This is a genomic window from Paraburkholderia lebeckiae (assembly GCF_050436325.1).
GTDB lineage: Bacteria > Pseudomonadota > Gammaproteobacteria > Burkholderiales > Burkholderiaceae > Paraburkholderia > Paraburkholderia tuberum.
The window spans coordinates 3,608,729-3,622,017 of the sequence record NZ_JBNDLZ010000003.1 but is presented as its reverse complement, the minus strand read 5'-3'; the positions used below and the strand labels follow the sequence as shown (position 1 = coordinate 3,622,017).

Here is a 13,289-nt window from a genome sequence, read left to right as displayed (position 1 = left end):
TCCGCGTTCTACTTAAAGCACCTTCGCTTCGGTCTTCAGCTTCTCGACCAGCGTCTTCACGTCCGGCACCTTCACACCGGCCGAGCGCTTCGGCGGCTCGGCGACTTTCAGCGTCTTCAGACGCGGCGTGACATCGACGCCGAGGTCTTCGGGCTTGACCGTTTCCAGCGGCTTTTTCTTCGCCTTCATGATGTTCGGCAGCGTTACGTAACGCGGCTCGTTCAGGCGCAGATCGGTCGTGACCACGGCCGGCAGCGTCAGCGACAGCGTTTCCGCGCCGCCGTCCACTTCACGTGACACCGTCGCCTTGCCGTCCGCCACGACGACCTTCGACGCGAACGTCGCCTGCGGCAGATTCGCGAGCGCGGCGAGCATCTGGCCGGTCTGATTGGAGTCGTCGTCGATCGCCTGCTTGCCGAGGATCACCAGTTGCGGCTGCTCCCTGTCGACGAGCGCCTTGAGCAGCTTCGCGACTGCGAGCGGCTGCAGGTCTTCGTTCGATTCGATCAGGATCGCGCGATCCGCGCCGATGGCGAGCGCGGTGCGCAGCGTTTCCTGCGCCTGCGCCACACCGGCCGACACGGCGATCACTTCGGTCGCGACGCCCGCTTCCTTCAGACGCACGGCTTCTTCAACCGCGATTTCGTCGAACGGGTTCATCGACATTTTCACGTTCGCGATATCGACGCCCGTACCGTCCGATTTCACGCGGACCTTCACGTTGTAGTCGACCACTCTCTTAACTGGCACCAGAATTTTCATGCACTCGCTCCAAAGTTACGAATACGTCAACCCGACGAACATTATAGCGACTGCCCTCATGACAGCCGTGTCGCGGGCGCTTTGCAGGAGGATATCGCTCCTCAGCGGCGTGACGGCAATATCGAACGATCGTTCTATTTTAATCTCCAAAAAACCCGGAGACAACCCCGGGTTCCGACTCAGACCTCTAATTTCGCATTGCCGTCGTGTTCTGCGAGGTCCGCGGGCGTTGCATCACCAGGAGGTGATCACCGAGCCGCCGAATTTGCTGTCGACGAACTGCTTCACTTCCGGCGAGTGGTACGCCGCGACGAGCTTCGCGACCCACGGCTTGTTCTTGTCCGCTTCGCGAATCGCGATCACGTTCACGTAGGGACCTTTCCGGTCCTCGATCGCGATAGCGTCCTGCGTTGGCTTGAGGCCCGCTTCCATCGCGAAGTTGGTGTTGATCGCGGCGGCATCGACATCGCCCAGCGAACGCGGAATCTGCGCCGCGTCAAGCTCGACGATCTTTAGTTTCTTCGGATTGTCGACGATGTCGAGCGGCGTCGCCTTCAGACCCGCCTCGGCGCGCAGCTTCAGCAAGCCCTGCCTCTGCAGCAACAGCAGCGCGCGGCCGCCGTTGGTCGGGTCGTTCGGCACGGCGATCTTCGCGCCCGGCTGCAGTTCGGCGAGCGACTTCACCTTCTTCGAGTAGATACCCATCGGATATGTGACCGTATCGGCGATACGGATCAGCTTGTAGCCGCGATCCTTCACCTGCGCCTGCAAGTACGGGTCGTGCTGGTAGCTGTTCGCATCCAGATCGCCGCCCGCGAGCGCTGCGTTCGGCTGCACGTAGTCGGAGAATTCGACGATCTTGATGTTCAGGCCGTTCTTCGCGGCGATCGTCTTCACGACGTCCATGATCTGCGCGTGCGGGCCGCCGGTGACGCCAACCTTGATCGTGTCTTCGGCATGCGCCGCGGTGGTGGCGAAGAGCGTTGCCGCGCCGAATACGGCGACCAGCTTGAGAATGAAGCGACGTTGCATGATGGACCTTTTCCGAATCTTTCTTAGCGGGCTTCCGAACGCCCTTGTTTATTTGTGGCTCAGACGACGCACGAGCCAATCCCCAAACGACTGCACCAGTTGCACGAACACGATCAGTATCAGCACGACCGCAAGCATCACTTCCGGCAGGAAGCGCTGATAGCCGTAGCGGATGCCGAGGTCGCCAAGGCCGCCGCCGCCGATCGCGCCGGCCATCGCCGAATAGCCGACCAGCGACACGAACGTGATCGTCAACCCGGCGACCACCCCCGGCAGCGATTCCGGCAACAGCACCTTGAGGACGATCTGGCTGGTGGTCGCGCCCATCGCCTGGGCCGCCTCGATGAGCCCGCGATCGACCTCGCGCAGCGCCGTTTCGACCAGGCGCGCGATGAACGGCGCCGCGGCGATCGTCAGCGGCACGATCGCGGCCGCGGTGCCGATCGATGAACCGACGACCAGCCGCGTAAACGGGATGACGGCGACCAGCAGGATGATGAACGGCGTCGAGCGGACCGCGTTGACGATCACGCCCATCACGCGATTCAACGCGACGTTTTCGAGCACGCCCTGGCGGTCGGTCAGATACAGCAGCACGCCGAGCGGCACGCCGACCACGGCGCCAATCAGTCCGGAGATGCCCACCATGATGAGCGTCTCCCAGAACGACTGGACGAACATATCGAACATTTCACTCAACATGCGAGAGCTCCTCGACTACGACACCCTGCTCGCGCAGAAACGTGATCGCCTGCGCGACCTTGGCCGGATCGCCGCCCGCGAGCACCGCGAGCGAGCCGAACGCCTGCCCCTGGATCTCGTCGATCTGACCGTGCAGGATGTTGAAGTCGAGCTCGTAGCGGCGAATCGTCTCCGACAGGATCGGCTGATCGACGCCGGAACCGGTGAACGCGAGGCGCAGCAGATGGCCGCTGCCGGTCTTCAGCCGCTGCGCGACGCGCGCCTTCATGGCGGGCGGCAGCTCCTGCGCGATCACGTCTCCGATCAGCGCGCGCGTGACTTCGTGGTGCGGCTGCAGGAACACGTCGATGACCTTGCCCTCTTCGACGACGCGGCCCGCGTCGAGCACCGCGACGCGATCGCAGACCTGCTTGATCACGTCCATCTGGTGAGTGATCATCACGATCGTCAGATTCAGTTCGCGGTTGATGCGCTTGAGCAGATCGAGGATCGCGCGGGTGGTTTCGGGGTCGAGCGCGGAGGTCGCCTCGTCCGACAGCAGCACCTTCGGCTTGCTCGCGAGCGCACGCGCGATCCCCACGCGCTGCTTCTGCCCGCCGCTGATCTGCGCCGGATAGCGGTCCTTCTGCGCCGACAGACCGACGAGCTCAAGCAGCGGCAGCACGTTCGCCTCGATCTCGTCGCGCTTCATGCTTGCCAGTTCGAGCGGCAGCGCGACGTTCTCGTACACGGTGCGCGACGACAACAGATTGAAGTGCTGGAAGATCATGCCGATGTCGCGACGCGCGTCGCGCAGTTGCGCGGCGGGCAGCGTCGTCAGATCGCGGCCGTTGACGAGGATGTTGCCCTCGGATGGGCGCGTCAGCAGGTTGATCGTGCGCACGAGCGTGCTCTTGCCCGCGCCGCTGCGGCCGATGATGCCGAATACCTCGCCCGCCGGAATCGTCAGATTGACATTGTGCAGCGCCTCGACCCACCCCCGGGGCCCGGCAAACCGCTGGGAAACATTGTGTATTTCGATCATGGACAAACGAAAACGGCGGAGGCTGCCGGCGAACATCGTGCTCCCGACAAGCGGCCGCCGTTTCTTTTATTGGGATTTGAGGTCGTCATTCTACCGCAGCGGCGTCATACCCTTTAATAATCAATTTCGATCTTTTCATAACCTAAGGGCATTAGAGCCGCGCCTTATGCACGAAGCTCACGCGCTTCGCGCCGCTACGACTATGATCGGGCCACACTCCTTCAGCACAGGCCGCCGCCATGCAGACTCCCCCGAGCCACACCGTGCGCGCGAGCGCCGGCAGTCTCAATAAAGATGCGCCGCAGCGCGCGTCAGTGACTACCGGCGATGGCACCCAGTTGCCGCTGTATCGCTGGCGGCCGAACGGGCCGATACGCGCGACGGTCGCGCTGCTGCACGGCCTCGCCGAGCACGCCGGCCGTTACGCCGCCGTAGCGGGCCGGCTCAACGCGGCGGGCATCGAGCTCGTCGCGATCGATCTGCGCGGCCACGGCCACGCGCCCGGCAAGCGCGCCTATGTGAGACGCTTCGACGACTACCTGCTCGATGCGCAGGCGCTGCTCGACGCCGCCGCGCAAAGCTGTGCGCCGTTATTCCTGATGGGTCACAGCATGGGTGGCACGGTGGCGGCGCTGTATGCGATAGAGCGCCTCGACGCGAGCGGGCGGCGCCTCGCCGGCCTGATCCTGTCGAGCCCCGCGCTCGCACCGGGCCGCGACGTGCCGAAGTGGATGCTCGTGCTAAGCCAGGTGATCAGCCACGTCTACCCAACCTTCCCGGCGATGAAGATCGACCCTGCGCTGCTCTCGCGCCTTCAGCCGGTGGTCAAAGCCAACCTCAACGATCCGCTCGTGCATCACGACGCGATTCCGGCGCGCACGGGCGCCGAGCTGTTGCTCGCGATGGCGCGCATCGAACGCGGACGCGCGAGGCTGCGCATGCCGCTGCTCGTGTTTCATGGCACCGACGACAAACTGACCGAGCCCGACGGCAGCCGCGCGTTCGGCGAGCACGCGGGCTCGCCGGACAAGACGCTCACGCTGCACGAGGGTAGCTACCACGAGACGATGAACGACCTCGATCGCGATCGGGTGATCGAGGCGTTGGTCGAATGGATCGAAAGGCGGGCGGTGGGACCGAGTTGACAAGACGCGGCGCTTGCCGGCCGTCGATTACCGCTTCCACGCCGGCGCGCGTTTGTCGATGAAAGCCTGCACGCCTTCGAGCGCTGAGTCGTCCATCATGTTGCAGGCCATCGTCTGCCCCGCGAGCTGGTACGCGGCTTCGATTCCCATTTCGAGCTGCCGGTAGAACAGGCCCTTGCCCGCGCTGACAGCTTCGACCGGCTTCGCGCAGATGCTCGCGGCGAGCCGCGCGACTTCGTCGTCGAGCGCATCGGCAGGGGCGACGCGGTTCACGAGCCCCTGCTTGCGCGCTTCGGCGGCGTCGATGAAATCGCCGGTCAGCAACATTTCGAGCGCGGCCTTGCGCGAAAGGTTGCGCGACAGCGGCACCGACGGTGTCGCGCAGAATAATCCGAGGTTCACGCCCGATACGGCGAAGCGCGCGGTATCGGCGGCGACCGCGAGATCGCACATTGCGACCAGCTGGCAGCCGGCGGCGGTCGCAATGCCATGCACGCGCGCGATCACCGGCTGCGGCATGCGCTGGATCGTCAGCATCAGCTTCGTGCAGCGCGCGAACAGTTGCTGGTAGTAAGCAAGCGATGGCGCCGCGCGCATTTCCTTCAGGTCGTGCCCCGCGCAGAACGCGCGGCCAGCGCCGGCGATCACGACCACGCGGGCATCGGTCTTCGCGATCTCGATCAGCGTCTGCTGCAGTCCGTCGAGCAACGCTTCGGACAGCGCGTTGAACGCATCGGGCCGGTTCATCGTCACGCGCACGACGCCCGCTACGCGATACGCATCGTGTTCGATCGTAACCAGCGACGCATCGCCGGTGCTGGCGGGACTGCTGTTCATGGCTCGCTCCTCGGTGCGTGAATGTCGATTTTCGCTCGCTGGCTTTCGAGCCGCTGTCGCCGCGTGCAGGCGGGCAAACCTCAGATCTCCGCCAGCGATCGCACGTGCGCGACCACGCTGCGTCCGAGCGCCGACAGGTTGTAGCCGCCCTCGAGACAACTGACGATGCGCCCACGCGCATAACGCCGCGCGATCTCGCGCATCTGGTCGGTGATCCATGCGTAATCGTCTTCGACGAGGCCCATGTTGCCGAGGTCGTCCTCGCGATGCGCGTCGAAGCCGGCCGAGATGAACAGCATCTCCGGCCTGAATTCATGCAGCCGCGGCAACCACAGCATATCGACCGCTTCGCGCACAGCCATGCCGTTCGAACGCGCCGGCATCGGCACGTTGCACATGTTGGACGCCTGGTTGTCGGCGCCGGTGAACGGATAGAACGGGTGCTGGAAGATGCTGCACATCAGCACGCGCGGGTCGCCCGAGAACGCGGCCTCGGTGCCGTTGCCGTGATGCACGTCGAAGTCGATGATGGCGACGCGCGCGAGACCATGCACGTCGAGCGCGTGGCGCGCGGCGATCGCGATGTTGTTGAAAAAGCAGAAGCCCATCGCACGCGCCGGCTCCGCGTGATGGCCCGGCGGCCGCACGCTGCAGAACGCGTTGTCGTAGCGGCCTTCGATCACCGCGTCGGTGGCGGCGACCGCCGCGCCCGCCGCGCGCAACGCGGCCTGCCACGTGTGCGGATTCATCGCCGTGTCGGGATCGATCTCGGCCATGCCCTCGACGGGCGAGCGACCGCGGATGTAGTCGACGTGCGCCTGCGTGTGCACTCGCAGCAGCGCGGCCTCGTCGACGAGCGGCGGCGATTCGCGCTCGATCAGCGCGTCGATGCGGCTTGCGATCAGTTGATCCTCGATCGCCTGCAGGCGCGCGGGACACTCGGGGTGCCACTGCCCCATGTCGTGCAGCAGACAGTCGGGGTGGGAATAGAAGCCTGTTGCCATAGTTCGTGTTGTGCGTCTCTTCTGCGCGGCGCATGAACTGCGCGCGCGGCGTGTCTCCGTCGAGCGGCGCGCGCCCCCGCGCGCCTCCATTCGTCAAGTTACCACACGACGCCGCTGTCGCCGATTCAGCACGGTTTTGCGGGAGCCGTCGGGTATACTTCCCCGACCCGTTCTTCGCCGTTTCGTTCCTGCCGCTTTCCGACTGCTTCCAGCCTTTCACGCATCGCGCTCACTGCTCACCATGACCGTCAAGCTTGCTCTGTCCGCAGGATCCCCACGCAACCGGCTTCGCCTCGGCACCCACGCCGCCTCACTGATCGTCGCATCGTGCATGTTCATCGCAGCAAGTCCCGCGAGCGCGCAAAGCGCCACGAGGAAAGCGCCGGTGCAACTCGCGCAGAGCCAGCCGCAGCAGCCGGTACCGCAAGGACAGACGTTCGAGGAAGAGATCATTCCGCAGCGCTATGCGAACAACGCGAACGTCGATGCGTTCATCAACGAGATGGTCGCGCGCTACGATTTCGACGAAGCGTCGCTGCACGCGCTGTTCACCGGCGTCAGCTACTCGGCGACCGCGGTGAAGCTGGTCACGCCGTCGCCGACGCCGTCGGTCAAGAACTGGCGTTCGTATCAGGCGCGCTTCCTCGACCCGGTTCGCGTCAATGCCGGCGTGCAGTTCTGGCGCGAGAACCGGGCCACGCTGCAGCGCGCGTATCAGGAGTTCGGCGTGCCGCCGGAGATGATCGTCGGCATCATCGGCGTCGAGACCATCTACGGTCGCTACATGGGTAATTTCCGCGTGCTCGATGCGCTGACCACGCTGAGCTTCGATTATCCGAACACCGCGAATCGCGCGGACCGCCAGGCGACCTTCCGCAAGAATCTCGAAGACTACCTGGTGTGGACGCGCGACGCGCAGATCGACCCGAACACGGTGCTCGGCTCGTACACCGGCGCGATCGGCATTCCGCAGTTCCTGCCGAGCAGCATCGTCCAATACGCGGTCGACTACGAAGGCAACAAGCGCATCGATCTGCGCACGAGCGATGCGGATGCGATCGGCAGCGTCGCGAATTATCTGCGCCAGAACGGCTGGGAAAGCGGCCGGCCGGTGGTATGGCGAATCGGCTCGGACGCGGGCAGCCTCGGTGTCGCGCAGGCCGCGGCCAATGGGCAGCCGGAGCCGCACTGGCCGCTCGACCAGTTGCTGCGTGCCGGCCTCGTGCTGAACGAGCCGAACCTCGACATTGCTTCCGAAGCGGGCACGCCGGTCACGGTGGTCGATCTGCCGACGCCGGGACGCGGCACCGAGTTCGTGCTCGGCCTGAAGAATTTCTACGTGCTCACGCGCTACAACCGCAGCTTCTTCTATGCGCTCGCGGTGTACCAGCTCGGTCAGAAGATCAAGGGGCAGATGGAGGCGATCGACGCGGCGAATGCCGCGAAAGCGGCCAACAACGGCGGCGCGTCGCAAGGCCAGGCGGATCAGTCGAACTCAGATTCGCAGTGAGTCGCGCCGCGAGTCGCCGTGCGCGCCTCGCGTTGAAGGACGTAAAAAAGCGCCGGCTCGACCGGCGCATTTTTATTGGTTCGCGCACCCACGAAGGCGCCGGCGACCCGCTTACGCGGGAAATACCCCCGTGGACAGATAACGGTCGCCGCGATCGCAGACGATGAACACGATCGTCGCGTTCTCGACCTGACGCGCGATGCGCAGCGCGACTTCGCACGCGCCACCCGACGAAATGCCCGCGAAGATGCCTTCGACCGACGCAAGGCGGCGCGCCATCGCCTCGGCCGCGGATTGACTGACGTTCTCCACGCGGTCGACGCGGCTGCGGTCGAAGATTTTCGGCAGATACGCTTCCGGCCACTTGCGAATACCCGGAATACGCGAGCCCTCTTCCGGCTGCGCGCCGATGATTTCGATCTGCTGCTTCTGCGTTTTCAGATACGTCGAGACGCCCATGATCGTGCCGGTCGTGCCCATCGACGACACGAAGTGCGTGATGCGCCCTTCCGTGTCGCGCCAGATTTCCGGGCCCGTGCCTTCGATGTGCGAGGCCGGATTGTCCGGGTTCGCGAACTGATCGAGGATGATGCCCTTCCCCTCGCGCTGCATCTGCTCGGCGAGATCGCGGGCGTATTCCATGCCGCCTTTGACCGGCGTCAGAATGATTTCCGCGCCGTAGGCGGCCATGCTCTGACGGCGCTCGACCGACAGATCTTCCGGCATGATCAGCACCATCTTGTAGCCGCGAACCGCGGCGGCCATCGCGAGCGCGATGCCGGTGTTGCCGCTCGTCGATTCGATCAGCGTGTCGCCCGGCTTGATGCGTCCGCGCGCTTCGGCCTTCTTGATCATCGACAACGCCGGCCGGTCTTTCACCGACCCCGCAGGATTGTTGCCCTCGAGCTTCGCGAGGATCACATTGTTGCGGCTACGGATCTCGTCGTCGGGAAGCCGGACGAGTTGTACGAGCGGCGTGTTGCCGACCGTGTCTTCAATCGTTTTGTATGCCATATGGGGTCTAGCAATCGATGCGCGAAAGAGTGTCTTCAATCCATCGATTCTAAACCACGATCTCCGGCGCTGCCCTGCAGCCCTTCTGTCCGCATGGATGCAGGCGGATGCTACGCAAAAACCCCGCGGCTGCGAGCCGCGGGAAAACGTGCGTACCAATCGATGCAATGGAACGTTCGCGAACCCTGCGCGCCGCAAGCCGCTCGTCGGCATGGCACGCGCAAGGCTCGCGGCCGCTTACTTCTTCACCGCCACTGCGGCGGCGCCCTTCTGCGTGGCGGCGGACGCGGCCGTAGCGGCCGGCTCCTTGCCCGCCGCAGCTGCCGCAACCTGCGTGCTAGCAGCCGCGCCAGCCGGTCCGACAGCGAGACCCTCCGCCTGCAGGCGCTCGATGGTGTGCGCGCCCATGCCCTTGACGCGCTTGCCGAGATCCGCCGCGTCCTTGAACGGGCCGTGCGCATTACGTTCCTCGACAATCGCTTTGGCTTTTGCCGGACCGATGCCCTTAATGCCGCGCAGCGCGTCTTCGTTAGCCGTGTTGACGTCGACCGCCGCATACGCGTGGCCGAAAGCGGCGAGCATCGCCGCGGTAACCAGTACTTTTCGAAACATATTGGAATCTCCCTGTTGCCACTGGCCGGCGACCATCACCGGCCAGGAGATTCCAGTTTAAAGAGGATGACGTACGAATCACACCTGGCCGAACAGCCAACGCACGTAACGATCGACGCCTTCCTGCACGCTCAGAAATGGCGCGTCGTAGCCGGCCGTGCGCAGTTTCGACTGATCGGCCTGCGTGAAGCACTGATACTTGCCGCGCAGCGCGTCGGGGAACGGAATGTATTCGATCAGGCCGCGTTGCACCTGATCCGCAAGCGACAGCGCCGGCTCGTTGTTCAGCGCGCGCAGCGTGTTGACCACAGTGCTCGCGATATCGTTGAACGGCTGCGCGCGGCCGGTGCCGAGATTGAAAATGCCTGACTTCTCCGGATGATCGAAGAAGAACAGGTTGACCTTGACGACGTCTTCGACCGAGATGAAATCGCGCGTCTGCTCGCCGGCCGCATAGCCGTTGTACTCGCCGAACAGCTTGACCTTGCCCTCGGCGCGGAACTGGTTGAAGTTATGAAACGCGACCGACGCCATGCGCGCCTTGTGCGTTTCGCGGGGACCGTAGACGTTGAAATAACGGAAGCCCACAATCTGGCTCTTCGCCGTCTGCAGCACGCGGCGAATCACCTGATCGAACAGGAACTTCGAATAGCCGTACACGTTCAGCGGCTGCTCGACCTCGCGCTCCTCGACGAAGCGGCTCGAGCCGCCATACGTCGCCGCCGACGACGCGTACAGGAACTGGACGTTCTGCGCGAGGCAGATGTCCAGCACGTCGCGGCTATAGCGGTAGTTGTTGTCCATCATGTAGCGGCCGTCGGTTTCCATCGTGTCCGAGCAGGCGCCTTCGTGGAAGATAGCGCGCACCTTGCCGAAGTCGCCGCGCCTGAAGCGCTCGACGAATTCGGTTTTGTCGAGATAGTCGTCGATTTCGCAGTCGACCAGATTCCTGAACTTGTCCGCGCGCGTGAGGTTATCGACGGCGATGATGCGCTGTTCGCCGCGCTCGTTGAGCGCCTTCACGAGATTGCTGCCGATAAAACCGGCCGCGCCGGTGACGATGACGGTCATGGTGATCCTGCGGTAGTGAGCTTCGTTCAGTCAACGCCGCGCGGGGCCCGCTGGTCCGTCGGACGACGGCGCCCCGCGGGCTGCATCAGGAAAAGAGTTCGTCGTAGTCGACGGTGGCGGTGCCCAGTTTGCCGACTACGATGCCGGCCGCGCGATTCGCGAGTCCGACCGCGTCGACGAGCGAAAGACCTGCGCCGAGCATCGCGGCGAGTGTCGCAATCACCGTGTCGCCCGCGCCCGACACATCATACACTTCGCGCGCAACGGCCGACGCGTGCAGGATGCCATCGTCGGAGAACAGCGTCATGCCCTCCTCCGAGCGCGTCAGCAGCAGCGCCTTGAACTGGAGCTCGGCGCGCAGCTTCGTGACGCGCGCGATCAGATCTTCCTCGGACTTCCACTGTCCGACGACCTCGCGCAATTCCGCGCGATTCGGCGTGATCAGCGTCGCGCCGCGATAGCGCTCCCAGTCGTCACCCTTCGGATCGACCAACACGGGTTTGCCAGCCGCGTGCGCCTTCGCGATCATTTGCGTGACGTGCGTGAGGCCGCCCTTCGCGTAGTCGGACATCAGGATCACGTCGTATGACGGCAGCAGCTCGTCGAAACGCGCGAGGCCCGCTAGCAGCACCTCGTGTGCCGGCGAGTTTTCGAAATCGACGCGCAGCAATTGCTGCTGACGCGACAGCACGCGCAGCTTGATCGTCGTCAGCAAGGCCGGATCTCGCTCCAGATGCGGCGTCACACCGCTTTCGCCGAGCAGCTGCACGATGCGCTCGCCGGGCTCGTCATGACCGACCACGCACAGAAGACCCGCCTGCGCGCTGAGCGCGACCGCGTTGCGCGCGACGTTCGCCGCGCCGCCCAGCCGATCTTCCTGGCGCTGCACGTGCACGACCGGCACGGGCGCCTCCGGAGAAATGCGATTGACGTCGCCGAACCAGTATCGGTCGAGCATCACGTCGCCGACCACCAGCACGCGCGCCGCGTTGAGCTGCGCGCGCGGCACGACCGTGAGCTTCTGCGCCGTCATGGACGCGGGCGCCGCGGGCATGGCCTCAGGCATCGGCCGGAAGTTCAGAGGGTTGGGCATAGGGGCGTCCAATGGCGTGGTAGTCGATACCGAGCTCGGTCATCGCGTCCGGTTCGTACAGATTGCGGCCGTCGAAAATCAGCGGTGTCTTCAGCACCGATTTCAGATGCACGAAATCAGGACTCTTGAACTCCTTCCACTCGGTCACGATCACGAGCGCGTCGGCGCCGATCAGCGTTTCGTCCTGGGTGCTCATGAAGGTGAGACGCGCCAGATGCTCTGGCGCAGCGTGCAGATCCATCGCGAATACGCGACGCGCCTCGGTCACGGCGACCGGATCGTACGCACGCACGTTCGCGCCGCGCGCAAGCAACTCGCCGATCACGCGACGGCTCGGCGCCTCGCGCATGTCGTCGGTATTCGGCTTGAACGCGAGACCCCACACCGCGAACGCGCGGCCGCTCAAATCCTCGCCGAGCTTCGCGGTGATCTTGTTCACGAGCACGTCCTTCTGCTGGTAGTTCACTTCCTCGACCGCCTCGAGAATCCGCAGGTTATGGCCGCTCTCGCTCGCGGTGCGGATCAGCGCCTGCACATCCTTCGGGAAGCACGAGCCGCCATAGCCACAGCCCGCATACAGGAAGTGATAGCCGATGCGCGGATCGGAACCGATGCCGCGGCGCACCGCTTCGATGTCGGCGCCGACCTTGTCCGCGAGGTTCGACATCTCGTTCATGAACGAGATGCGCGTCGCGAGCATCGCGTTGGCCGCGTACTTGGTGAACTCGGCCGAGCGAACGTCCATGTACAACGTGCGTTCGTGATTGCGGTTGAACGGCGCGTACAGACGCTTCATCATTTCGCGCGCCCGCACGCCCGGTTCGTCTTCGTCGATACCGATCACGATACGGTCGGGGCGCATGAAGTCGTCGACGGCTGCACCTTCCTTCAGGAACTCGGGATTCGACACGACCGAGAAGCGATGCTGCGCACTGCCGGCGAGCCCGCGCTTCGCGAGCTCTTCATTGATCACCGCGCGCACGCGCTGCGCGGTGCCGACCGGCACCGTCGATTTGTCGACGATCACCTTGAAACCATTCATCGTGCGGCCGATGTTGCGCGCGGCCTCGAGCACATATTGCAGATCGGCGGAGCCGTCTTCGTCGGGCGGCGTGCCGACCGCGATGAACTGCACGTCGCCGTGCGCGACGCTCGCGGCGACATCGGTCGAGAACGTGATGCGGCCAGCCGCGCGCGTGCGGGCGATCATCTCCTGCAAGCCCGGTTCGTGAATCGGCACGCCGCCCTTGTTGAGGATGTCGATCTTGCGCTGATCGACGTCGAGACAGAAGACGTCATTGCCGATTTCGGCGAGACATGCGCCGGTGACAAGGCCCACATAGCCGGTGCCGATAATGGTGATTTTCATACGCTTTCCGGTGGAAGGTTCCGGTAATGAATGCCGCTCATGAGGCCGGCGATAAACTCGTTGCGAAATTCGCGGAGCGGTTGCGGGGCAATGAACGCCGACGCGGCCAAAGCC

13 protein-coding genes are annotated in these 13,289 nt (G+C 64.4%); 2 read left to right on the top strand and 11 right to left on the bottom strand.

Going from position 1 to position 13,289, the window contains the following annotated elements:
- Positions 1–12: 12 nt before the first annotated feature.
- From OKW44_RS34730 to OKW44_RS34715, 4 genes are all read right to left on the bottom strand, one after another.
- Positions 13–762, bottom strand: a complete 750-nt coding sequence (locus OKW44_RS34730; RefSeq protein WP_026225966.1) for an electron transfer flavoprotein subunit beta/FixA family protein — start codon at positions 760–762, stop codon at positions 13–15.
- A gap of 234 nt (positions 763–996) precedes the next feature.
- Positions 997–1,794 carry a MetQ/NlpA family ABC transporter substrate-binding protein gene (locus tag OKW44_RS34725; RefSeq protein WP_018421356.1) on the bottom strand — a complete coding sequence of 266 codons (798 nt, stop codon included), beginning with the start codon at positions 1,792–1,794 and terminating at the stop codon, positions 997–999.
- 48 nt (positions 1,795–1,842) lie between these two features.
- Entirely contained in the window at positions 1,843–2,496 is a 654-nt protein-coding gene (locus tag OKW44_RS34720; protein ID WP_018421357.1) for a methionine ABC transporter permease, read from the bottom strand.
- The gene (locus OKW44_RS34715; protein ID WP_026225967.1) at positions 2,486–3,520 is read right to left on the bottom strand and encodes a methionine ABC transporter ATP-binding protein; all 1,035 of its coding nucleotides are present in this window, start codon (positions 3,518–3,520) and stop codon (positions 2,486–2,488) included. Before OKW44_RS34715 ends, OKW44_RS34720 begins: the two co-directional genes overlap by 11 nt.
- Positions 3,521–3,759: 239 nt before the next feature.
- Between OKW44_RS34715 and OKW44_RS34710 the strand changes: the two genes are divergently transcribed.
- Positions 3,760–4,665 (top strand): alpha/beta hydrolase, encoded by a 906-nt coding sequence (locus OKW44_RS34710; protein ID WP_026225968.1) that lies wholly within the window; start codon positions 3,760–3,762, stop codon positions 4,663–4,665.
- Positions 4,666–4,692: 27 nt separating this feature from the next.
- Here OKW44_RS34710 and OKW44_RS34705 read toward each other — a convergent pair whose 3' ends face one another.
- Together OKW44_RS34705 and OKW44_RS34700 are read right to left on the bottom strand one after the other, a co-directional pair.
- The gene (locus tag OKW44_RS34705) at positions 4,693–5,502 is read right to left on the bottom strand and encodes an enoyl-CoA hydratase (protein WP_018421360.1); all 810 of its coding nucleotides are present in this window, start codon (positions 5,500–5,502) and stop codon (positions 4,693–4,695) included.
- An 80-nt stretch (positions 5,503–5,582) separates the two neighbouring features.
- A complete protein-coding gene (locus tag OKW44_RS34700; RefSeq protein ID WP_018421361.1) occupies positions 5,583–6,506 on the bottom strand; it encodes a histone deacetylase family protein in 924 nt (307 codons plus the stop codon).
- Positions 6,507–6,837: 331 nt separating this feature from the next.
- Here OKW44_RS34700 and mltB point away from each other — a divergent pair, with 331 nt between their 5' ends.
- Complete coding sequence (gene mltB / locus OKW44_RS34695) at positions 6,838–8,016, top strand: lytic murein transglycosylase B (RefSeq protein WP_018421362.1); 1,179 nt, start codon at positions 6,838–6,840, stop codon at positions 8,014–8,016.
- Between the two features lie 111 nt (positions 8,017–8,127).
- Here mltB and cysM read toward each other — a convergent pair whose 3' ends face one another.
- The 5 genes from cysM to OKW44_RS34670 all read right to left on the bottom strand — a co-directional run bounded on the left by cysM (position 8,128) and on the right by OKW44_RS34670 (position 13,175).
- Positions 8,128–9,030, bottom strand: a complete 903-nt coding sequence (gene cysM, locus OKW44_RS34690; protein ID WP_018421363.1) for a cysteine synthase CysM — start codon at positions 9,028–9,030, stop codon at positions 8,128–8,130.
- Positions 9,031–9,267: 237 nt separating this feature from the next.
- A complete protein-coding gene (locus OKW44_RS34685; RefSeq protein WP_026225969.1) occupies positions 9,268–9,642 on the bottom strand; it encodes a ComEA family DNA-binding protein in 375 nt (124 codons plus the stop codon).
- Between the two features lie 78 nt (positions 9,643–9,720).
- A complete protein-coding gene (gene rfaD, locus OKW44_RS34680; protein ID WP_018421365.1) occupies positions 9,721–10,713 on the bottom strand; it encodes an ADP-glyceromanno-heptose 6-epimerase in 993 nt (330 codons plus the stop codon).
- An 85-nt stretch (positions 10,714–10,798) separates the two neighbouring features.
- Positions 10,799–11,806 carry a D-glycero-beta-D-manno-heptose-7-phosphate kinase gene (gene rfaE1, locus OKW44_RS34675; protein WP_084754155.1) on the bottom strand — a complete coding sequence of 336 codons (1,008 nt, stop codon included), beginning with the start codon at positions 11,804–11,806 and terminating at the stop codon, positions 10,799–10,801.
- The gene (locus OKW44_RS34670; protein WP_018421367.1) at positions 11,772–13,175 is read right to left on the bottom strand and encodes a UDP-glucose dehydrogenase family protein; all 1,404 of its coding nucleotides are present in this window, start codon (positions 13,173–13,175) and stop codon (positions 11,772–11,774) included. The genes rfaE1 and OKW44_RS34670 overlap by 35 nt, the downstream gene beginning before the upstream one ends.
- Positions 13,176–13,289: the final 114 nt, after the last annotated feature.

Coding starts and splice junctions, on each gene's coding strand:
- OKW44_RS34685 (WP_026225969.1), bottom strand. CDS start 9,642: ATGTTTCGAAAAGTACTGGTTACCGCGGCGATGCTCGCCGCTTTCGGC.
- rfaD (WP_018421365.1), bottom strand. CDS start 10,713: ATGACCGTCATCGTCACCGGCGCGGCCGGTTTTATCGGCAGCAATCTC.
- OKW44_RS34730 (WP_026225966.1), bottom strand. CDS start 762: ATGAAAATTCTGGTGCCAGTTAAGAGAGTGGTCGACTACAACGTGAAG.
- cysM (WP_018421363.1), bottom strand. CDS start 9,030: ATGGCATACAAAACGATTGAAGACACGGTCGGCAACACGCCGCTCGTA.
- OKW44_RS34725 (WP_018421356.1), bottom strand. CDS start 1,794: ATGCAACGTCGCTTCATTCTCAAGCTGGTCGCCGTATTCGGCGCGGCA.
- rfaE1 (WP_084754155.1), bottom strand. CDS start 11,806: ATGCCCAACCCTCTGAACTTCCGGCCGATGCCTGAGGCCATGCCCGCG.
- OKW44_RS34705 (WP_018421360.1), bottom strand. CDS start 5,502: ATGAACAGCAGTCCCGCCAGCACCGGCGATGCGTCGCTGGTTACGATC.
- OKW44_RS34700 (WP_018421361.1), bottom strand. CDS start 6,506: ATGGCAACAGGCTTCTATTCCCACCCCGACTGTCTGCTGCACGACATG.
- mltB (WP_018421362.1), top strand. CDS start 6,838: ATGTTCATCGCAGCAAGTCCCGCGAGCGCGCAAAGCGCCACGAGGAAA.
- OKW44_RS34720 (WP_018421357.1), bottom strand. CDS start 2,496: ATGTTGAGTGAAATGTTCGATATGTTCGTCCAGTCGTTCTGGGAGACG.
- OKW44_RS34715 (WP_026225967.1), bottom strand. CDS start 3,520: ATGATCGAAATACACAATGTTTCCCAGCGGTTTGCCGGGCCCCGGGGG.
- OKW44_RS34670 (WP_018421367.1), bottom strand. CDS start 13,175: ATGAAAATCACCATTATCGGCACCGGCTATGTGGGCCTTGTCACCGGC.
- OKW44_RS34710 (WP_026225968.1), top strand. CDS start 3,760: ATGCAGACTCCCCCGAGCCACACCGTGCGCGCGAGCGCCGGCAGTCTC.